Origin of the sequence: Niallia sp. MER 6 (assembly GCF_023714395.1) — a bacterium.
In the GTDB taxonomy this organism is placed as follows: Bacteria; Bacillota; Bacilli; order Bacillales; family Cytobacillaceae; genus Niallia.
On sequence record NZ_JAMAUK010000028.1, the window covers coordinates 26,322 to 47,665 of the forward strand.

24 protein-coding genes and 1 pseudogene are annotated in these 21,344 nt (G+C 31.5%); 17 read left to right on the forward strand and 8 right to left on the reverse strand.

The genetic code is table 11. The annotated features are described in order from the left end of the window. Positions 1-49 precede the first annotated feature (49 nt). The 4 genes from M3600_RS22800 (at position 50) to M3600_RS22815 (ending at position 2,730) form a co-directional block, all read left to right on the forward strand. Positions 50-460 carry a hypothetical protein gene (locus M3600_RS22800; RefSeq protein WP_251647719.1) on the forward strand — a complete coding sequence of 137 codons (411 nt, stop codon included), beginning with the start codon at positions 50-52 and terminating at the stop codon, positions 458-460. Between the two features lie 59 nt (positions 461-519). Beyond that, complete coding sequence (locus tag M3600_RS22805) at positions 520-663, forward strand: hypothetical protein (protein ID WP_182104107.1); 144 nt, start codon at positions 520-522, stop codon at positions 661-663. A 425-nt stretch (positions 664-1,088) separates the two neighbouring features. Continuing rightward, positions 1,089-1,631: a DUF6932 family protein gene (locus tag M3600_RS22810; RefSeq protein WP_182104106.1), complete on the forward strand. Its 543-nt coding sequence runs from the start codon at positions 1,089-1,091 to the stop codon at positions 1,629-1,631. A gap of 1 nt (position 1,632) precedes the next feature. Beyond that, positions 1,633-2,730: a hypothetical protein gene (locus M3600_RS22815; RefSeq protein ID WP_182104105.1), complete on the forward strand. Its 1,098-nt coding sequence runs from the start codon at positions 1,633-1,635 to the stop codon at positions 2,728-2,730. 60 nt (positions 2,731-2,790) lie between these two features. On the opposite strand, the pseudogene M3600_RS29425 reads toward M3600_RS22815, so the two are convergent. From M3600_RS29425 to M3600_RS22820, 4 genes and pseudogenes are all read right to left on the reverse strand, one after another. Beyond that, positions 2,791-2,871 (reverse strand): annotated as a pseudogene (locus M3600_RS29425) (peptidoglycan-binding domain-containing protein); the annotation flags it as partial. An 892-nt stretch (positions 2,872-3,763) separates the two neighbouring features. Then, positions 3,764-4,114 carry an Abi family protein gene (locus M3600_RS29430; protein ID WP_396953839.1) on the reverse strand — a complete coding sequence of 117 codons (351 nt, stop codon included), beginning with the start codon at positions 4,112-4,114 and terminating at the stop codon, positions 3,764-3,766. Between the two features lie 157 nt (positions 4,115-4,271). Next, on the reverse strand, positions 4,272-4,427 hold the full coding sequence (locus M3600_RS29435) for an Abi family protein (RefSeq protein WP_396953840.1): 156 nt from the start codon (positions 4,425-4,427) through the stop codon (positions 4,272-4,274). A 278-nt stretch (positions 4,428-4,705) separates the two neighbouring features. Next, entirely contained in the window at positions 4,706-5,371 is a 666-nt protein-coding gene (locus M3600_RS22820) for a winged helix-turn-helix transcriptional regulator (RefSeq protein ID WP_251647721.1), read from the reverse strand. A gap of 165 nt (positions 5,372-5,536) precedes the next feature. Here M3600_RS22820 and M3600_RS22825 point away from each other — a divergent pair, with 165 nt between their 5' ends. Beyond that, positions 5,537-5,866 carry a four-helix bundle copper-binding protein gene (locus M3600_RS22825; protein ID WP_016204449.1) on the forward strand — a complete coding sequence of 110 codons (330 nt, stop codon included), beginning with the start codon at positions 5,537-5,539 and terminating at the stop codon, positions 5,864-5,866. 57 nt (positions 5,867-5,923) lie between these two features. Here M3600_RS22825 and M3600_RS22830 read toward each other — a convergent pair whose 3' ends face one another. Further along, positions 5,924-7,165, reverse strand: a complete 1,242-nt coding sequence (locus M3600_RS22830; RefSeq protein ID WP_182104102.1) for a hypothetical protein — start codon at positions 7,163-7,165, stop codon at positions 5,924-5,926. 245 nt (positions 7,166-7,410) lie between these two features. Between M3600_RS22830 and M3600_RS22835 the strand changes: the two genes are divergently transcribed. From M3600_RS22835 to lgt, 12 genes are all read left to right on the forward strand, one after another. Next, positions 7,411-7,770: a hypothetical protein gene (locus M3600_RS22835; RefSeq protein WP_016204447.1), complete on the forward strand. Its 360-nt coding sequence runs from the start codon at positions 7,411-7,413 to the stop codon at positions 7,768-7,770. Between the two features lie 157 nt (positions 7,771-7,927). Beyond that, positions 7,928-8,509: a YdhK family protein gene (locus tag M3600_RS22840; RefSeq protein WP_031539950.1), complete on the forward strand. Its 582-nt coding sequence runs from the start codon at positions 7,928-7,930 to the stop codon at positions 8,507-8,509. Positions 8,510-8,570: 61 nt separating this feature from the next. Continuing rightward, entirely contained in the window at positions 8,571-9,188 is a 618-nt protein-coding gene (locus M3600_RS22845) for an NAD(P)/FAD-dependent oxidoreductase (protein WP_251647723.1), read from the forward strand. Between the two features lie 131 nt (positions 9,189-9,319). Beyond that, positions 9,320-10,036, forward strand: a complete 717-nt coding sequence (locus tag M3600_RS22850; protein ID WP_016204444.1) for a YwmB family TATA-box binding protein — start codon at positions 9,320-9,322, stop codon at positions 10,034-10,036. 152 nt (positions 10,037-10,188) lie between these two features. Continuing rightward, positions 10,189-11,295, forward strand: a complete 1,107-nt coding sequence (spoIIP, locus tag M3600_RS22855) for a stage II sporulation protein P (RefSeq protein ID WP_182103157.1) — start codon at positions 10,189-10,191, stop codon at positions 11,293-11,295. 124 nt (positions 11,296-11,419) lie between these two features. Further along, positions 11,420-11,800 (forward strand): hypothetical protein, encoded by a 381-nt coding sequence (locus M3600_RS22860; protein WP_182103156.1) that lies wholly within the window; start codon positions 11,420-11,422, stop codon positions 11,798-11,800. A 235-nt stretch (positions 11,801-12,035) separates the two neighbouring features. Next, on the forward strand, positions 12,036-12,377 hold the full coding sequence (locus tag M3600_RS22865) for a metal-sensitive transcriptional regulator (protein WP_016204441.1): 342 nt from the start codon (positions 12,036-12,038) through the stop codon (positions 12,375-12,377). Positions 12,378-12,392: 15 nt separating this feature from the next. Then, positions 12,393-12,599, forward strand: coding sequence for a copper chaperone CopZ (gene copZ, locus M3600_RS22870; RefSeq protein WP_182103155.1), 207 nt, complete (start codon positions 12,393-12,395; stop codon positions 12,597-12,599). 173 nt (positions 12,600-12,772) lie between these two features. Beyond that, positions 12,773-15,211 (forward strand): heavy metal translocating P-type ATPase, encoded by a 2,439-nt coding sequence (locus M3600_RS22875; RefSeq protein ID WP_182103154.1) that lies wholly within the window; start codon positions 12,773-12,775, stop codon positions 15,209-15,211. Between the two features lie 217 nt (positions 15,212-15,428). After that, positions 15,429-16,985, forward strand: coding sequence for a multicopper oxidase family protein (locus M3600_RS22880; RefSeq protein WP_182103153.1), 1,557 nt, complete (start codon positions 15,429-15,431; stop codon positions 16,983-16,985). A gap of 91 nt (positions 16,986-17,076) precedes the next feature. After that, a complete protein-coding gene (lhaT, locus tag M3600_RS22885; RefSeq protein WP_248562647.1) occupies positions 17,077-17,661 on the forward strand; it encodes a lipoprotein heptaprenylglyceryl N-acetyltransferase LhaT in 585 nt (194 codons plus the stop codon). Between the two features lie 40 nt (positions 17,662-17,701). Beyond that, positions 17,702-18,502, forward strand: a complete 801-nt coding sequence (lgt, locus tag M3600_RS22890) for a prolipoprotein diacylglyceryl transferase (RefSeq protein WP_220459912.1) — start codon at positions 17,702-17,704, stop codon at positions 18,500-18,502. Positions 18,503-18,588: 86 nt separating this feature from the next. Here lgt and M3600_RS22895 read toward each other — a convergent pair whose 3' ends face one another. The 3 genes from M3600_RS22895 to M3600_RS22905 are packed head-to-tail and all read right to left on the reverse strand — an operon-like array spanning position 18,589 to position 21,217. After that, entirely contained in the window at positions 18,589-19,158 is a 570-nt protein-coding gene (locus M3600_RS22895) for a VTT domain-containing protein (protein ID WP_251647724.1), read from the reverse strand. After that, the gene (locus M3600_RS22900; protein WP_248562649.1) at positions 19,155-19,838 is read right to left on the reverse strand and encodes a response regulator transcription factor; all 684 of its coding nucleotides are present in this window, start codon (positions 19,836-19,838) and stop codon (positions 19,155-19,157) included. The genes M3600_RS22895 and M3600_RS22900 overlap by 4 nt, the downstream gene beginning before the upstream one ends. After that, positions 19,835-21,217 (reverse strand): sensor histidine kinase, encoded by a 1,383-nt coding sequence (locus tag M3600_RS22905; protein ID WP_251647725.1) that lies wholly within the window; start codon positions 21,215-21,217, stop codon positions 19,835-19,837. Before M3600_RS22905 ends, M3600_RS22900 begins: the two co-directional genes overlap by 4 nt. Positions 21,218-21,344: the final 127 nt, after the last annotated feature.

Consider the following 21,344-nt stretch of genomic DNA (forward strand, 5'->3'; position numbering starts at 1 on the left):
AATATTCCTTCTTATTAATAAAGCTTAGAACTAAAAGATAGGTGATTAAATGAACAGTAAAATATGCAAGTTGCTATTGGTTTGGAAAGATCCTCAGTCTCTCCAGAGGTTTGTGGTTGGGAAATTAACCTATAGAAGAGAGGATAAAAAATATCAATTCTCTTATTCATCAGATAACTTACAAAAGGCAGTAGAGGTTGGCTTCACAAATTATCCGATTTTTCCAGATTTAGAAGAGCATTATGAAATCCAAGGTCAACTATTCCCTGGGTTGATGAATCGTTTGCCCAATAAAAACAGGCCCAATTATCCTGAAATTCTTATAAAGTATAATTTGGATATCACTAGTACTGATATGGAGATCCTTGGAGCCACTCGTGGTCGTTTAGGAACAGATTGTTTTGAATTTGTACCGACTGGAATAGTGAATAAAGTAATTATGAAAGTGTCTTTTAAATAACAGATATCCTCGTTGTTTAAACGCTCACTTATCTTATATATGATAACAAAATTAATGTAATGGAAGAAAAATCAGATAAGAAACAAAATGAAATTGAAGGTATGAAAAATGATACCGCAGTTGGAGCTGGAAGCGCAGCAGCAATCCTAGGTGGAGGTTACGGTATTATAAGATTAGTAAAACGAAGGAAAAACGGAAAATAGAACAGCAAAAGCCACTCATTCGATTAGGCTTTTTTACTTCTTTGCATATTGATAATAAAGCTTTAAATGCTTTTCTGGAAGCCATTCTCTCTTTCTTGAGTCAGAGTAGTATTCTAGGAATGCTAATTTCTCCTTCTCATCAAAGGACTTAGCTTGATTATAATGATCTTCGCAATACCAATGTATTTTTTCAGGATTATCCCACGGCTTAAAGGAAAACAGTGTACATCAGCCTGTTATCATACAAGCTAACCCTTTGCATTTATCTTCAAATTTCATCAAATTGTCTCGCTTCTTTAAATAAAGTATGCTTATTAATATAATGCGCTTATCTTAGTTTTATTAAAAGGAACTTTTTTAAAAGCTAGTATTAATCCAATACATGTTGTAATATTTTACTATTACATATATAGGTGTGGTGAACAATGACAAATATCCCTAATTTTATTGATGATTATCATTTGCCTCCTGGCGAACATGAATGTACATTTGAAGATATAGAGACACGCTTCTTGTCTACAGAAATTCGAACAAAACGTTGGGATTCTTTTATTGCTTTATTAAAAAGATTGAATGAACTTAAATTAATTCCTGAAGCAGTTTTAGTAAACGGTAGTTTTGTCACCGGGAGAAATGAACCAGGAGATGTTGATTTTTGTGCTTTGATACTACCTGATACAATTAGAGCTGCTCTACAAACAGATGATGACCATGATATTGGTGGGGTTCAGCTTTTTTTAAATCCAGATAATCAGGGTGCAATTAGAAATTTATTTGGTGCGCATTTATTATATGCAGATGGACAGCACATGTTTAATGGCTGGTCCCGCTTCTTTAGATTTGGCCAAAATGGACAATTAAGAGAACCAGATCCAAAAAAAGATCCTTCATGGGTATCCCGGCCACAAGAAAAAGGAATACTAAAAGTAAATAAAAGTGATATACTACGTTATATAGGGGGTGTCTAAAATGGTATCCGAAAGAGAACATGACATTAAAGATGCAATAAATAGTTTAAAAGAAGCAAAGCAAAACTTAAAAAGAATTGAAAAAGAATATGCAGAAGAACCTATATTATTAAAAATTTATAGTTACTCAGCAAAAGAAATGATCAGTAATCTTGAGAACCATTTAGAGTACCTACTAAAATTAGAAACTGAAACTGAACTTTCAATTAAAAGTGAAATAGACCCTCTTGATTTATGGATAAGAATAGAAGGTAAAAGTTTCCACAATGGTACAGGTCCAATTAACGTTGTTGGTTCGTACTTAAAGAAATTAAACACTGCTGTTAGACATAGTGCAAGATTAGTAAAAAAGAAATTTGAAGTTGCCAATGAACTAAATAATTTTTTCCCAACCTTCGAACTAGCTGCTACAGCTAAAGGTAGTTTAAAATTAGGTCTTCAAAATAATGTATCAAATAACTTAGATCAAATCATAGAGCCGACTTTATTCAACGTTGAAAATAAAGATAACACTTTAGAACAATTAAAACAGATTCAAACAATTAATGATATAACTGATAAAAGTATTACTGTTCTTTTTAAAGCTTTAGCATCAGCAAACGATGATACGTTTATCCGTGAGCTAACTAAAGAATACGATGAAGATGACGTAATTAAGCTAATTCATTACGCACAAGAATTGGCTCCAAGTTCTCGATCGTCAATTGATTTTATATCCTTTGAAGGTAATCAGATAAGAGATTTTAAAGAATTGAAAACCGATAAAAATACACGTAGTTATTTAAAGCAAAGGGCACAAAGACTGAGACAAAATAAAGTATTTATTGAAGGAACAGCATTTATTAAACAGTACACTGTTGACAGTGATAAAACTTACTACTCTTTAATTGCAAGATCCTTTAAATACGACAACAATAGTTTAGATGAAATAGAACTTAGATTAAATAAAGAAGAATTCTCAATTGAGCAAAAAGATGTTTATAATCAATTGATTTTCGTGAGTGGTTTTCTACATTATAATGCTAATAACCAACCTTATTTAATTGAAGCTGACTCAATCAACTTTGAGTTAGAAGAAATTTACGGTGATGGTGAATAAATTAAATAAGAACGAAAAATCCACGCGAAACAAGTGTTGATTTTTCGTTCTTATATTGTATTAAAATAATCTTTCAAAAGTCCAGTGCCCGACAACACCATCTACAATAAGACCATTTGTCTTCTGAAAAGCCTTCACAGCTGCTACTGTGTCTTTTCATAATGCCTTTAGGATTAAACCCGTGGTAGTACAGCATCCCTTGAATAAGTCTTGTCCACTTGCTCCAAGTAGTAGCCTTCTTAACAATTGATCTATCAGTAAATAGAAAGAATAAGAAAATGTTTAGTCACATACAGAAAGGTTAAAAAGACCAGCTTGCTTTTTCTAAGGTATTTACATAAAATAAAGTGGATGGATATAAACCTTTACAGCTAAGAACTTCTAGCCCTATTACTTTGTAGTAGGGCAATTTTATCTACGTATATTAATAATAATTTCTAACAAAAATTGATTTAGCCATGAAAATATAAATTAGCTTAAATAAATTTTATGAAAGATAATAATCAATATGATATTAAGCTAAGAGGTCGAACTTGTAGATATCGAGATTTTGCAGGATTTTACTCAAATCATTCTCGATTGAATTAAGATAGGTTATTTTATTGTGGGTTTAAATGACGGCTATAAATAGAAATTTCCTAAGACGAAAGAGGGAGTTATAATAAAGTTTATCAATCTACAAGTCTGCGTTAAATTAACATAAACGCTTATATTTTCTTAAAAATAAAAATGTCTAAACCCTTGGTATATATGGGATTAGACGTTTTTTTTATTATATCATATTTTTAATCTAAGAAGGATTAACGCTTGTTTTAGGAGTTAACGCTCATTTTCTTCGTATATTTAAGAAATATGCGTTTGTTTATAGAGAGTTTTAGTTAAAAACAAAAATTAGAAAATAAAAAGACTCCGAATAATATGGAAGAAATCGCTTGTTTTTTAGTATTCACTTTTATTAAAATATTTTTCCATTTTGGCAGAAAACCAATTCAATAAAAGTCTAAATTTTCTTCATAATCAGATACAAGTGCATCTAGATCTGTAATAAATCTGTTTCCGTTAACAATCTTTGTGTGATATATATCGCAGCAAAAATAAAAAGGTTATCTATTGTCTTTATATCTTCTCGGAACAGTAGGGGGTTAAAGGGTAATTTTTTATTGTATAATTGTCCATAAAAAGCACAAACAATTCTGACATTTGATAATGTTTGTAACCAGCTATCTAAGTAAAGGTATGGGACATTAAAATAAATCTTTGCTAAATGGTTTATTAGATCTTCATTTAGATTTCTATAAAATTTTGACAGAAAACCAAATGAGGTCATTTCCAAAGCTACCCAAATAGGAAGGTTATCATCATATTTCCTAAAATGATGCTCAATAAATAATTCGACTTTTCAACTTTTTATAGTTAGTGAATTTAGTTCATCTAAAGAATCTTGATAGAACTTTTCATTAATGAAATTATCCTTATGTTTGTATCTAAGAAAGCAAAATTTGTGACCAATCTCATAAGAGATATGCGTTCTAAATGCAATCTCAATGGATTCCAAAACTCCCATACTTTCTATCAAATTCATAAAATGAGTACATTTTACTAGTTGTTGATTCCTTTAGATATTGTTCCTTATTATGTGGATCTTTAGAGGTGTGTCCGTAAGCAGTTAATCTATAATAATTTATTCTTTGTAGTATATTTTCGGTATTTTAAGAATCGTCTATGTGCAAATTTCTCTTTTTAAACAATTCAATTTGTTCTTTATATGTAGTAGGTTACTTAATTTGAGGTCTATTAATTTCAGTATTCAAATTAAATTTCTCCTTTAAATAAAATGACCCACCTTGGTTCGCGTTAACATACGTTAAGAGGCGTGGTGGGTTCTGTTAGAATAATCATATCTGCTATTTATATATAATGTCAAGACACACGAATTTATTTTCCTGTTCAATTAAAAGGATATATTGAGAAATTATTAATCAAACTTCCATATATAACCCATTCCCCAAACAGTAATTAAATACTTATCTACAGGGAAACCAGCATCTCTAATTTTATCTCTAATATTACGAATATAAGATCGGAGCGTTTGAGCACTTATTTTGTTATCTTCCCAAATATTATCTATTAAAAAATCAGTGGACAAAACTTTGTTATCATTTTTTATCAGCATTTCTAAAATCTTTATCTCTATTTGACTTAGTGGAATTATTTTCTCTCTGTAATGTACTTTCCGTTTTTTTATATTTAATTCTAAGTTATTGTAAGTAAATATATCATTTGTTAATTTATTCTTATGCCTCAATAATGAGTTGATTCTGGCAATTAGCTCGTCCTCATATATTGGTTCAAATAAACAAACGTCTGCCCCACTTTTTAAAATATTAACAAGTGAATAATTTATATTGCTACTTATTACCATGATAAAAGCAGGAGAAATTTTATTAATACTTATACAAATTGATTCCACTGTTATGGATAAATGTTCATCATATATTAAAACAATATCAATTAATGGAGAATAAATGTAATTTGGAATTTCTTCAATATTTATCGGTCCGATACAATTATATCCATTTCTTGTTAATAGAGTATTCCACTTTTCTTCAATACTTGCTCCAATTAACAAAATGTTATTCATTAAAACTCTCCTATTCTAACTTGAATTAGGTTTTAAATAGGATTATATAAGTGAAGTATGTAGAAATTTTGCAGATTAAGCATAAAAAGTTTGCACTTTTTATGCAGTTTATTTATTAAATCCATGGGAATAATATTCTTGTATAAATTAATAGGAGGGAAAAGAATGAATATGAACTACGAAGAATGTATTAAAGCGTGTTTGGAATGTATGAAAGCATGTAATTCTTGTTTTGATGCTTGTTTAAATGAAGAAGATATTAAAATGATGGCTCGTTGTATTAGATTAGATCGAGAGTGTGCGGATATCTGTAGTTTAGCCGCAAAAGCAATGCAGTCTAATAGCCCATTAGTAAAGGAAATATGTTTGTTATGTGCGGATATCTGTGAAAAGTGTGGGGAAGAATGTAAAAAGCACAGTCATCATGAACATTGTCTCCAATGCGCAGAATCTTGCTTTAAATGTGCAGAATTCTGTAGAAAAATGGTTTCTTAATAAAATGTAAAAAATCCTATAAGTTATACATACAAGTATAACTTATAGGATTATGATTTAGTTTGATATCTTATCGAATACAGAAATATTAACTCCAAACTTACACATAGCTTCACAGTCTTCTCTTAAATCCGAGAATAGAATATAAGAAATTTTACACATACTGTCATGTTGGAAGGATGGTCTTAATAATTGTGCTTTAATTTCTTTTTTTCTTTTATTTGGAGCAATTAAATAAAATCTGGACTTATCATTGTTAAAGGACATAGACAAATCCTGTAGGCGTAAAATTCCAGAGTATATAGACGTGGACTTTTCTACTTCAAATGCACCTATAACTTTATTTTCACCATTAAGCCATAGAACATCGATAAAAGAAATCGTTTCACTAACAGCACTTGAAATTGTTTCTAAGTTTAAATGGGGAATAGAAAAGTTGCCTAATTTATATCCTTTCCATTCTCTTTTATGGTCATTTTTTGCTATCCACACATTATAACCAAGAGTCGTCCCTATTTTAGCTAAATAATATTGCATTTCAGTATGTTCATTCTCTTCGGCTAATTCCTTTTGAATTTCTTCATGTCTTTTTTTTAGCTTTTTATTAACTTTATCTATATCCTGTAATAGTAGAGTGTGGTTTTCTTGAATAACTTGTCTGCCAGAACCTATCTCATATAGTAATCCTGCTAGTGCACCTAAATCTTTTGATAGGACTAGGTTATGGTTATTATTATACTCCATCATAATTTCCCGCATCGTTAAATAATCTTCCCATGATCCTAATTTAATTTTTTGTTTGAATATCATATTAAAACCTTTAACAATGCTAGTGTTGAAAGGCGGGAAAATAGTAGGGTGAAGAAAATATAAAATATTACCTACTGCAGGACCTAGTCCTTTTATATTTTTTTCTTGAAGTTTCATAATATTATAGATTAGTTGTTTTTCTTGATTATAGAGCAATGTTTCCTTTAAAAATTGACCAAAGGCTTTTTTATTATCTTCATTTTCATAAATATCAGGTATTCTTAACTTTGGCTTCCAATAAAAAGCATGAGCTGCGCCCTCAAAGATTTGCTTTTGTTCCGCAATTGCTGAAATAGCTACTTCAAGGGATGAACCCTTAAAATCACAAGGAAATGTGTTATTCTCTATTTCCTTAATAACTACTTTTATAGCATTTTTTATCGTACGAAATGCCTTTAGTCTATCGTTGTTATTTATAAACCAGGTTTGGTAAACAGATTCTGGGTCATTTTTATATTCATCAATTGCTTTAAGTAAAGTAAAAGTCATAATATAACTCCTTTATAAATAAAAATTTAGACTCTTTGATTGAATCCTCTAATGGTTAACAAATTTGTTTTCGGTAATTCTTAGCATTAAAGGCTAATAAAAGCTTTTCATGAAACTGTACCTATTTTAAATTCCATAGTGTAAATGGGACATTAATAAACATATAATATATGTAACATTATTTGGTGAAAAAGTTTTTTAAACATTTCCAAAAAACCTAATTAATTAAGAGGTGTGGTTCAAATATGTGCTTAACAAACAATTTTGTTGAAGAACAGGCTTATAAAGTAAGTAAAACGATAAAGGAAAGTTCCATATATAAATTTGACCGAGTAATCTACTCAAATAACAACATAGATGTCTTCCTAGATTCTAATTGGGATGAAAAGTCCCTTATTACGAATGTTGTCTTGAAAGATAACTACGATCAAGAATACGTAATAAAGCCAAATCAAAATGGAATGAAATTTGCAAAAGGAGAAATTTCCTTTAAGAAATATACAAAGCTACAAAGGAAAGAAGATACACAAGGAATTTGGGCTTTTATTTTTTCAGTCGTTCCATTATTGCTCTTATTTAGTATTATAAGAATGTTCCTGATTTAAGATATATTAAATTTCTGCATATTTTTTGCATTTTTTCTTTGTAAAATAGGGGAAAATAAAATAGGAAGGAGCAGAAACAGTCAATATACCAATAAATATTTTTCATCTTTTTATGAGGAACATCTAATTGTTGAACAAGAAAAAAAGGAGAATTCAAATGAAGAAAAAAACTTTCATGAAAAGCAGTCTAATCTTAACACTATTGGTCTTATTATTAGCTGCTTGTTCAAACAATAACAACGAAAATAGCTCAAACAAAAGTGAAGAGGGAATGGATATGTCTTCTCATGATATGGAAGGCATGGATATGTCGGGTTCAGGAGAAGTTCCTGAGGGTCTAAAAGTCGCTGAAAAGCCTAAATATGAGGTTGGAAGTAATGCAATAATCAATGCAGACCATATGAAAGGTATGGATGGAGCAGAAGCGACAATCGTAGGTGCTTACGATACAATTGTTTACACAATTTCATATACTCCAACAACAGGTGGAGAAAAAGTAACAAATCATAAATGGGTAATTCAAGAGGAAATTGAAGACGCTGGAGATGAAGCAATTGAGCCAGGTACAGAAGTTATAGTCAACGCAGACCATATGGAAGGCATGAAGGGGGCAAAGGCTACAATCGATTCAGCAGAAAAAACAACGGTTTATATGGTAGATTATACCCCAACCACAGGTGGAGAAAAAGTAACGAACCACCAATGGATTACGGAAAGTGAATTATCTCCAGTAGAATAATAAAAAAGGCTATCTTTTGGTAGCCTTTTTTACATTTATAATAATGTGGGAGTTGGAAAATATGAGCGTTGAAAAGATAAAAATTGCAGTCAACGGTGGTATCCAGTTTGGAGCTAAATTAAATGCAAAACAATTAGCGCTTTTGGCTAAATATTTAGATGAGGATCAAGAGGTAGAATTAACTACCTTTCAACAAATATACTTGGAGATTCCCCAAAGTAATGCTACTGAAATTATGCAGGAATTTAGACTGAGTGGATTAAGTTGTTATCCTGTAGGTAATTATGTAAAAAGCTTACGTACATGTAATTTTTGTAAAGGGTCTGAGGAAGAAGGGATGCCTATAGCACAGGAATTGAACAGAATAATTGCAGGGAGAGAGGTACCATTTACCTTAAAAGCTGCATATACTGGTTGTCCTGTTGGTTGTGGTGAACCATTAGTTAACGATATAGGAATAATGAAAATAAAAGATACTTACTCCCTCTATATAGGAGGTAAAGCAACTGGAAAAGATGCAGAAATAGGAACATTATTAATGAAGGAACTTTCACCAGAGGAACTATATAGAAAGGTTGAGGAAATATTAGAATTATATATTAATGAAGGAAAGAAAAGAGAAAAGTTTTATAAATTTGTTAACCGAATTGGAATAGATCAGATCAAGGAACGTCTTTGATAGAAAAGGTAATAGAGCGACTCTATTACCTTTTTTATATTTTTCTAGTTTACTTAATTTTATAGATTAAAAGATATTAAGGTATAAAAGTAATTAATATAGGACACTATGAAACTAAAGGGGGATATTTTATGAAGAAAACAATTATCTATATAACTGCTTCTGTCCTTTTAATTTCTTTATTTTTTTATTTTAATTATAAGGTTTCTGGAAAAGAGGATAAATTATTAAAAACCATAGTTAATCTTCAATCAATTAATGCTGATATTTCTCAATGGTCTATCTACACGAAAAAAGAAAAGAAGAGTAATACTTCATTAAATATATATTATCAAAGAGAATCTGAATTAAAGAAAAAATATCAACAGTTTAATTGGGAAGTTGAGAAAGATAAAAATCATCATATTAAGTTAACTGGTACATTAAAAGACCAAAATATCCAGCAGTTAATTACCTTAACTGCATATAATGAAAATGATAAATATAACATTTTAGAAACTTATAGTTATAAAAGCACAGATTGGAATAAAGAGGAATACCAAAATGTTTTGAAATCACTAGATGAGAAAGAAAACTACTTTTTTACTGTTAAGGCTTTAGTAAGAAAGAAAGAAAATATTAAACAAATTTCAACGCTACTTTTGAAAAAATTTACAGCAAACTCTATTGAAAAATTAGTTGAAGATGATTTTGTTTCAATTACTGCTTATAACAAGTCGTGGAAGGATTATTTATCTAGTAATAAAAAAAACAAATTTAACATTCAATTTGGTATAAGGACAAATAAAGAGCTTCAAGACACTTATAATTTAACAATTGGAAGCCCTATTATAACAGAAGAATATTGAAACTTTTAAAAATGGCTACCATAATGAGTAGCCATTTTTTATATAATCTTTAAAATACCTGTCTCTTTGAATGTGCAGAAAACATGCAGACTACTGATGAAACTATTACATATAAATATGTAGATACCACTATCAAATAGGGAGGTAAAATTATGATACGAATATTAAATGGTTATCTACTAGCTATTATTATTGTCATGTATTTTAGTATTTTCCTAATAAATTATCTGAAATCAGATATAAAACTTTCATCAGACATTGTTTCTGTTTCTACTAAGCAACTAGATGCAGATATTCTTTCTTCTTTATTTGAAATTGGACAGTTTCAACTATCAGATGTTAACGAAGAAATTAAAAAACCATCTATTTTAAACGGCGTAGTTTGGCTTACTTCAAATATTTGGCCTGAAGATATAAGGACTTTTTTAGGAAGAGAATTAGTAGGATTTTCGCAATTTAATACTGAGATAGCTATTGCAGGGAAAGGGACTAATCTAGCAACGCTACCAATAGAGTCTCCGCCTCCTAATGAGGATATTCTTACAAATGAAAATAATAGCAGTTCCAATGAAGACAAAATAGAATCTCCAAAGAACGAAGCTTCTAATAAAAATGTTGTATATATATACCATTCTCATAGTTGGGAAGCATTTTTACCACAACTTTCAGGTATTACAGATCCAAATCAGGCGTCTAGTTTGGACGAAAAGAAAAATGTAATCCAAGTGGGTACCCAATTGCAAAATGAATTATTAGAGAGGGGGATAGGAGCTGAACATAGTACTACCAATGTAACAGCAGAACTTAAAAAAAAGGGTTGGAGTTACGCTCAATCCTATAGTTTAACAAGAGAAATCGTCCAAGAAGCTACTACTAAGGAAAAGTCTTTAGTTTATCTTATTGATATACATAGGGATTCACAGGCAAGAAAGATTACTACGTTAGAGTTTAATGGTATTGAATATGCAAGATTATTCTTTGTAGTTGGAAAGGAAAATAAAAACTATGAACGAAATCTCAAATTGGCAAAAGATCTAAATGAAAGATTAGAAAATGATATTCCTGGAATTAGTAGGGGAGTCTTTGTGAAAAGTAAAGATGAAGGGAATGGGGTATATAATCAAGATTTATCAAGTAATTCTATCCTCTTAGAATTTGGAGGGGTGGATAATAAGCAGCAGGAACTTTTCAACACGGTTGATGAATTTGCCGAGGTGTTTAGTGAGTATTATAGAGAAGTAGAGGAAGTAAATAATTAATTAGCTTTTAGTAGCTAGTTGGTTACTGTAAAACACTTTATTTTGTGTTAGATAAAAAATCCACACTTTCTTCAATGTTTTAATCTATATTAAGCAAGTAAAATAATCGAATGGAGTAAAGAGAATGAAAGTTAAACGGGTAATAATAACAACACTTCTTTCATTTATCATCATTATCTTAGCAGGATGTATGTCCACTCTAAGTGAAAAAACAAATACAGCAGTTAATAGTGAAGAAAAATTAAAGGAAGTAGTTCTTATAAGTGACAATAAAAAGACAAGTAAAAATTGGAATCTGGTTGATATTCCAGATAAAATAGAGATACCCAATAATAACAAGGATGTACAGATTTATGAAGAGGAAGTAGGACATTCAGTATATAATGGAATTTTTGTCAATTTCATGGATGCAAAAGATTTAAACGGTTTTAGTAATATATTAATCGGATACCATCACAAGGAAATTTGTTTGACATCAGAATTAAATGCACATACTAATGTTTAACAATAAAATTTAATGAAAGGGTACGCTTTAAACGGTTTTCAGAGCGTACTTTTTTATATATTATCCACTTAAATGCTTTGTATATTGCATATGTATTTGAATTTTTTTAGCAAAAATACATGATTGTTAAACATAATAATTAGTAAACAGAGAAGAAAAAAGGAAAAATTTAAATTTAGGCTTTACATAGGATACGGGGGTATACTATAATGTGCTTGTGGAGGTGAAATAGTTAATGGCATCCGTTTTAGATAATGATGAATCTTTAGAGGAAACTCATTGTTCCACTTCAAGTGAGCGAAAAAGCCATCACTCCAATAAGGTTAAACAAAATCTTATCACCAGGTTAAATCGGATTGAAGGTCAAATACGAGGTATAAAAGGATTAATAGAGAAAGATACTTATTGTGATGATGTTATAACTCAAATTTCTGCGACACAAGCAGCTATGAATAGTGTTGCAAAAATTTTACTTGAGGGCCATTTGAAAGAGTGTGTTGTTGAGCGTATTCAAGAAGGTGACCTAGAAGTAGTAGATGAAGTATTAATTACAATACAAAAATTAATGAAAAAGTAAAAGGAGAAGATAAATATGGAAAAAGTAACTTTAAATGTTCAAGGTATGTCTTGTAATCATTGCGTTAACTCAATTGAAGGCAATTTAGGTAAGCTCAATGGTGTATCAAATGTAAAAGTTGACCTTGGAACCGGAACTGTTCTTGTAGAGTTTGATAAAGAAGTATTAACATTAGATAAAATTAAGGAAACAATCGATGATCAAGGTTATGATGTACAATAATGCAACAAGGGCGAACGTTTTAAAATAACGGTTGCCCTCTCTTTATAAAACATTTATACCCCCGTAGGGTATAAATGTTTTATGACAAATTAAATAAGAATATAAACTCTAGTTTGTGTAACATTAAGAAAATGTTTGATAACGGTAAATCGAAAGTTATAGGAGGGTATAAAATGGAAACAGATAATCGCTCATTAGCACAGCCTAAACCTAATACTAATGATAATGAAAGTGTTTCACTAAATATTACTGGAATGACATGTGCTGCATGTGCTACTAGAATCGAAAAAAACATATCAAAAGTGCAAGGTGTTCAAAAAGCAAATGTAAATCTTGCTACTGAAAAGGCAGCAGTGACCTATAATCCTTCGCAAGTATCAATTGAAGAGATAATTGAAAAAGTTAACAAAACAGGGTATGGGGTTGAACAAGAAAAAGTAAATTTAAATATTATAGGTATGACATGCGCTGCATGTGCTACTCGTATTGAGAAAGTATTGAATAAGGTAGACGGAGTAAAAAATGCTAATGTTAACCTCGCTACAGAGAAAGCTAGTGTTGAATATATCCCTGGAAGTACCAATGTAGATCAATTAGTTAATATGGTAAGGAAAGCTGGCTACGATGCAAAATTAGTTAGTGAAAATGAAGGAGATTATGAACAGAGTACTCGAGAAAAAGCTTATAGAAAGCAAAAAATAAAATTTATTGTTGGTGCCATTTTATCCATACCTTTTTTAGTCATGATGATATCAGATTTTATGATGGAGTACGGAAATGGAGGGTTCTTTCACTTAAATCCTTGGATTCAATTTTTACTAGCCACTGTAGTTCAATTTTATGTTGGGGGTCATTATTACCGCGATGCTTATAACTCAGTTCGGGGAGGTAGTGCTAATATGGCTGTCCTAGTAGTACTAGGAACGTCTGCAGCCTATTTATACAGTTTAGTTGTTACTATAATGGGAACTGGGCAATATCTTTATTTTGAAGCAGCAGCTATAGTTATGACTCTAATTGTATTAGGAAAGCTACTTGAAATAAGGGCTAAAGGTCAAACCTCAGAAGCCATAAAAAAATTAATGGGTTTACAGGCAAAAACGGCTAGAGTTATTCGAAATGGTGTAGAAATAGATATACCACTAGAAGATGTTCAAACAGGAGAACTTATTATTGTTCGGGTAGGCGAAAAAATACCAGTTGACGGAATAATTATAGAAGGAAATACAACAGTTGATGAATCCATGTTAACAGGGGAAAGTATGCCTGTAGGTAAAAAAGCTGGGGATAATGTTATTGGTGCCACTATGAATAAACATGGTTCATTTAAATTCCAGGCAACGAAAGTTGGGAAAGATACTGCCCTTTCTCAAATTGTTAAGCTAGTAGAAGAAGCTCAAGGATCCAAAGCGCCAATTCAGCAAGTTGCAGATAAAATTTCAGCAGTATTTGTTCCTATTGTCATTGTGATAGCTCTAGCTACTTTTGGTATTACATTCGCACTTGTTGGATTTACCCCGGCTTTAGTTAGTACTATTGCTGTACTTGTTATTGCATGTCCGTGTGCATTGGGATTAGCAACGCCAACTGCTGTTATGGTAGGTACTGGTAAAGGTGCTGAAAATGGACTACTTATAAAAGGTGCTGAACACCTTCAAAACTCACAGCGAGTAACAACTGTAGTGTTAGATAAAACCGGTACTATTACTAAGGGTGAACCTGATGTAACAGATATTGTTCCTTACGGTAACCTTTCTAAAGATGAAATATTACAAATTGCTGCAACTGCTGAAAAAGGTTCGGAACATCCACTTGGAGAGGCAATTGTTAACAGTGCAACAGAAAAAGGAATAGATTTATTAAAAGCTAACAATTTTAATGCTATTCCAGGGCATGGGATTGAAGTTAGTATCAATAATCAAAACATATTAATCGGTAATAAAAAGCTTATGGCCCAAAATAATGTAAATATTAATGCTTCTATTGATACTATGGAAAAATTCGAAGGTGAAGGAAAAACTGCTATGCTTATGGCTATTGATGACAGTCTAGCAGCCATAATTGCTGTAGCAGATACTGTTAAAGAAACATCCTCGGATGCCATTAAGGCTTTAAAGAAATTAGGAATTGAAGTCATAATGATTACGGGGGACAATCGACTTACAGCAGAAGCAATTGCCAACCAGGTTGGTGTAGACCGAGTGCTTGCAGAAGTTCTGCCAGAAGATAAATCTGCCGAGGTAGAAAAACTAAAGAAAGAAGGAAAAGTTGTTGCGATGGTTGGAGATGGAATTAATGATGCTCCGGCACTTGCTGCTGCTGATGTAGGAATTGCAATTGGAACTGGTACAGACGTTGCAATGGAGGCAGCGGACATTACGCTAATGCGCGGGGATTTAATGGGGATAGTCGATATAATTCTTCTGTCCAAATCAACGATGAGAAAAATACGCCAGAATTTGTTTTGGGCATTTGCATATAATATCATCCTCATACCGGTTGCAGCCATTGGATTATTAAATCCAATACTCGCCGGTGGTGCTATGGCTTTTAGCTCCGTGTCCGTTGTAGGAAATACATTATTTCTTCGCAAATGGAGACCTATTAGATAAATAAATGGATAAAAACAACCTGCAAATAATCTGCAGGTTGTTTGTTTTATTTAGGGGCAACTACTGTTGCATTTTTGTTGCTGTTTTATATTTCTACCTTTACATTCTAGTTATTGTTAGACTATAACTTCTAAAATTTATGAACTTTTGTTCATATAAAATGCATAAAATCTTCAATTATTTTTAATATCATAATTCATGAAAGTGAGGAGAGAGTATGAAATTAAAAATACTAGCATTAATTGGATTCCTATTATTAATCCTTTCAGCATGCTCAAATAAACAAAACGAGAGTATAAATCGAGCAGATGTTGAAAATCAGGCTGAGAAGATTTCTTCAGAAGAAACAACTGAGACAGAAATCTTAAAAGGGAATGAGTTTACCATTGTCGCAAAAGAGGCAACTCATCAATTAACAAAAGATATTAGTGTAGATGCTTGGACTTTTAATGGTTCGGTACCAGGTTCTCAAATTCGTGTAAAGCAAGGGGAAAAAGTAAAAATCAACTTGATAAATGAACTTCCCGACCCTGTAACTATACATTGGCACGGTATTGTTCTACCAAATAATATGGATGGTATACCTGGAGTTACTCAAAATGCTGTACAACCAGGTGAGACATTTACTTATGAGTTTACACCTCAAACTCCTGGTACTTATATGTATCACACTCATCAAGACGGTGTTAATCAACTTGATAAAGGTCTATATGGTGCCTTAATTGTTGAACCCAAAGAAAAAACATACGATCGTGATTATACGTTAATGCTCGACGAATGGATGAGTAATCCAGAGGAAGGTATGGATATGAGCGATATGGAAGGTATGGACATGGGTGAAAGTGATGAAATGGAAGGTATGGATATGGATTCGAGTAATGATGGCGCAAGCATGACGATGGATGATATGAGCGCATATGACATCTTTACAATCAATGGGAAAAGTGGTGAGAGTATTGAGCCTTTAAAATTGAAGGAGGGTGAGACGGTAAGACTCCGTTTAGCTAATATCGGGTATATGACACACAAAATGCATTTGCATGGTCAGAAATTTAAGGTAGTTGCGGTTGATGGGCAAGAAATAGAAAACCCTGAAGTAATAGAAAATCAGTTAATCTCTATATCGCCAGGTGAACGGTATGATATTGAGTTTGTAGCAGATAACCCAGGAGAATGGTATCTGGAGTGTCATGGAAATATGGAAGGAACAGCTGGAATGAAAGTGAAATTACAATATGAAGGTAGTTCCTTATCTACTGACAAACCGAATCAGGATATAGAACTTCCAGAGTTCACATACACAAATTATGGTTCTTCAAAAGACGGTAAGTTCACTCTAAATCAGAAGTATGATGTTGAATATACAATGAACCTAAATACAGAAGTATTAGATAATAATATGGCTTACACAATTAATGGAAAAGCTTTCCCTAATACAGAAAATATTATGGTTAAAGAAGGTGACCTTGTAAAAGTAAAGATTGTCAATAACTCTAATGGTGAAGACCATCCTATGCATTTACATGGTACATCTTTTCAAATTTTAAGTAAAAACGGTAAAAAACTTGAGGGTGCATCAATTGTTAAAGATACTGTAAATCTAGAACCCGGTGATGAGTATGAGATAGCTTTCAAAGCTGATAACCCTGGGAATTGGCTATTCCATTGCCATGATTTACATCATGCTTCTGCAGGTATGGTAACAATGGTTAAATATAAAGGATTTCAGCCTAATTTTACTCCAGATGAAAATGCTAATAATCAGCCAGAATAAATGATATAAAACAGGGTAAAATGCGGCCTTTAAAAGGCCGCATTTTACTGCTAATTAATGATAATAACCTATTGGAAAGGAAGTGAATCATTTGAATTTTACTTTAATACTTACAAATAGAAAGGTATTGTTTATTCTGTTAGCTGTTAATATTATAGGCACGTTATATGGATTTATATGGTATGGAGGCCAACTATCAGTTACACCTAATAAATATCTAATTTTTGTTCCTGATAGCCCAACAGCTAGTTTGTTTTTTGTTTTTGTATTAATTGCTTTATTTTTGAAAACTAATTTACCTCTGTTTGAGGCACTAGCTATAGTAACACTAATGAAATATGGAATATGGGCAGTTGTAATGAATTTATTAGTTCTGATAGAAATAGGTTATTTAGATTGGTCTAGTTACATGCTGATTTTTTCCCATGGAGCAATGGCAATCCAAGGTTTACTATATAAAAATTCCTATAAAATAAAAGGTTGGCATTTAGTAGTTGCTGCAATTTGGACTCTTCATAATGATGTGATTGATTATCTATTTAAAATGATGCCAAGATACAGCGTATTAGACAATTATATTCCGCAAATAGGCTATTTTACTTTCTGGTTAAGTGTGTTCGCAATCAGCATGACGTATTTTCTTTGTATAAGAAGGAAGAAGATACCTGAAAGTTAAAAAAATTTATTAACTAAAAATAAAAACGAGGTGAATCTTTGTGGAGAATATTCAACCGCTTAATAGAGTGGCTTTTGAGTTTGGAACTTTCACTGTCTATTGGTATGGCATAATTATTGGAGCTGGTTTACTTCTTGGTTGGATTCTTGCTACCCAAGAATCTAAAAGACAAGGACTACCTAAAGACACTTTTTCGGATCTTTTATTATGGGCTATACCTATTTCCATTCTTAGTGCGCGAATTTATTATGTTTTATTTAAGTGGGAATATTACTCAGAAAACCCAGGGGATATCATTGCAATATGGGAAGGTGGTATTGCCATACATGGAGCTATTATTGGAGGGTCATTAACTGCTTGGTTTTTTGCAAAAAAGAAAGGTTTATCCTTTTGGCAATTGGCTGATATTGCAGCGCCTAGTCTAATACTAGGTCAGGCAATAGGGCGTTGGGGGAACTTTATGAACCAGGAAGCTCACGGAGGCAAGGTTACTAGAGATTTTCTGGAGAATTTAAATTTGCCGGATATTATTATTAATCAAATGTATATTGACGGTTCATACTATCAACCCACTTTTTTGTATGAATCCTTATGGAATATTCTTGGATTTATTTTATTAATTGTTATTAGAAGAATTATTACCCTTAAAAAAGGAGAACTATTTTTAGGTTATATAATGTGGTATTCTTTTGGTAGGTTTTTTATTGAGGGGTTAAGAACGGATAGCTTAATGCTTACAGCTAACTTACGTGTTGCACAAGTAATTTCTTTGATATTCTTTATTGCCGCTGTCCTATTATTCTGGTATAGAAGAAGGAAGGAATTTAAAAAAGTGAGATAATGTAAGATGAAAAATAGGCTCCTGGTTTTCGGAAGCCTATTTTTGTTGTTTTTTATATGATAAGTGTCTTTATCTCCATTTTTAACTTATTGCTTTAATTTCCTTTTGTTTCTAAAATACTTTAAAATATATAGTAATAACAGGATTAGCGAGGTGTATATTATTGTCTCTTTCCATCCAGATGAATTGATACTGAATACCTTATTAATGGAATAAACTTCAATTAGAAGCGATGGAATTTTTCCTATTGTACTAGCTATAGTAAAAGGGATAATTCTAATGCTACTTAATGCTGCGGTTAATGTCACTGCACCCGAAGGAATAAAAGGAAGAATTCTTAACAGGATTATAAGTATTACGGCTTTAAATTCAGTTGTGCTTTGTAACTTTTTTAAGAAGTGACTTTTTTTCTTAGACTTAGTGGTAAAGCGATTTAACCCTTTACGATATAAGATAAAACTTACTATAGCACCTAATGATTCACCAATTATTGAAATAATAATTGCTAATTTTATATCAAAATAAATAATATTTATAGTAGTAAGAAAAGCACTAGGAAGAACTCCAGAAATTGCTATTATAATATTTGCAATTATAGTGACAGCGGCTATTATTATAGGATTTCCTGGTAAATACTCTATAAAGAGGTTCTTCAATCAGATTCTTTTCCAATCCACTTGTATCCTACGCCCCATACTGTTAATAAATATTCCTCTGATGGAAAACCAGCCTTCCTAAGTTTATCACGCAAGTTTCTTATATGAGAATCTATAGTTCTATCTTCTGTTTCTACCCCATGCCCCCATATGGAGTGTATAAGATGATCTCTTGTGAACACCTTATTATGGTTTTGGAGAAAAAGCTTCATGAGTGCAAATTCCTTAGGAGTAAGAGATATATTCTTCATATGATAGTGTAATTCAAAGGACTCTTGATCTAAGGTTAGACCGTCAAACTGTATTAGTTCCGACCTATTACCTTTTCTTCTTAATACTGCTTCTATTCTAGCAACAAGTTCCTCCCCATCAAAAGGTTTGGATATATAATCATCGGCCCCTGTATTTAAGCCTTTTACAACATCCTTTTTATCTGTTCTTGCAGTAAGCATTATAATTGGAGTGTCCCAGTATTTTTTTATTTCTATACATGCTTCCCAGCCATCCATTTCAGGCATCATTAAATCTAATAAAATAAGATCAACGGTATTCGATTCTAAATAAAGTAAAGCATCCATCGCAGAACTTATTTTTTTGCAATTATAGCCTAGTGGTGATAAATATAGAGCAATTAAATCAAGCATTTGCTGTTCATCATCTACAATTAAGATGCTTTTCATTTGATTTCCCCTCCAAGATTTTTAAAAGATAGAATAAATGTAGTTCCGATATTAAGCTTACTCTCCACTCTTATTGTTCCTTCTTGTGCTTGAACCAATTCTTGGACAATCGATAATCCTAGGCCATATCCACCTAGTGACCTTGTTCTTGATTTATCAACACGGTAAAAACGATTAAAAATATAAGGGAGATCTTCCTCCGGTATTCCTTTTCCATTATCCTTTATCGTTATTTCCGTTTCTTTTTTTCTGAATCTAACTATAACTTCTACTTTGCTCCTCACTGGAGAATACTTCATAGCATTATCCAATAAGTTGAATATAATTTGTTCCATTCTTGCTGGGTCTCCATAAAAAGAAGTGGTTTTAGGACAAAAAATTGTTAAATCAATTTCTTTTTCTTTAAAGGCGGGCAACATTTTTATTTGTAGTTTTACTAATAGTTCATTTAAATTTATTTGTTGTTTCTGAATGAGAAATGTATTTTTATCAATCTTGGCTAACTCAAATAAGTCCTCTATTAAAGAAGAAAGTCTATTTGATTCTTCTACAATAATTTGTAAGTACTTTTCTTTTTCTTCTTCTTCAATATTTTTTCTTAGAGAAATATCTGCGTAACCCTTTATATAAGTCAATGGTGTTCTAAGTTCATGGGAAATGCTTGCTAAAAAATCATTTCTTTCTTTCTTTAAGAAATTTAAGTCTCTAGCTAATTCTTTTATGGAAACTGCTAGTTCACCTAACTCATCATTACTTGTCCTTGGGAGATCCACTAAAAAATTACCTTTACTTATTTGATAAGTCGCTTCCTTCATCTTTACGAGTGGTTTAGTCAATGCTCTAGTAAGAAGTACAATCACAACAAAAGTTAAAAGAAGGGCAATTATACCAGCAAGAACAAAATGTTCATTTAACCTTCCAATTAAAGCATGAATGGATGCTGTCTCTTGGTACATATAGACATATCCTATAGTTTCATTTTTTTGCATTATCGGACTTAAAGTAATAATGTAAGGTTTATTTTTCCAGTCATCTTCAACAACTTTCCCTTCACTCTTTAGTTCCTTTTTTTGCTGAATTAAATATTTTTTGTAATTATTATTGTCAAAAGATGTTCCCAAAATATCACCTTTTTGATTAACAATTACTACATCAGTAAAAGCTTCTGATTCCATTAAAATAACGTGACTAATGGAATCTTCTTCAAAATGTTTCTCTAGAATATCTCTATGAGAATTACCCCTTGCTTGTAAAGCGGATAGCTCTTCCTCAATTCTCACATTAACTAAAGAGCTATGAAGATAAGAAAACATAAATGCTTCTAAGCCAAAAATGATTATGAAAAATAGAATCCCTAGTTTTATGGAAAGTTTTTTCATTAGGTCACCTGAATTTATTTTATATTTTTTATAATACTCCAATTATATGAAGAAATTATGCAGGGAGTTAAATGTGTGATTCACCAAACGTTTATGTTAGTGAATAAAGTTTTATTATGAACTTCTT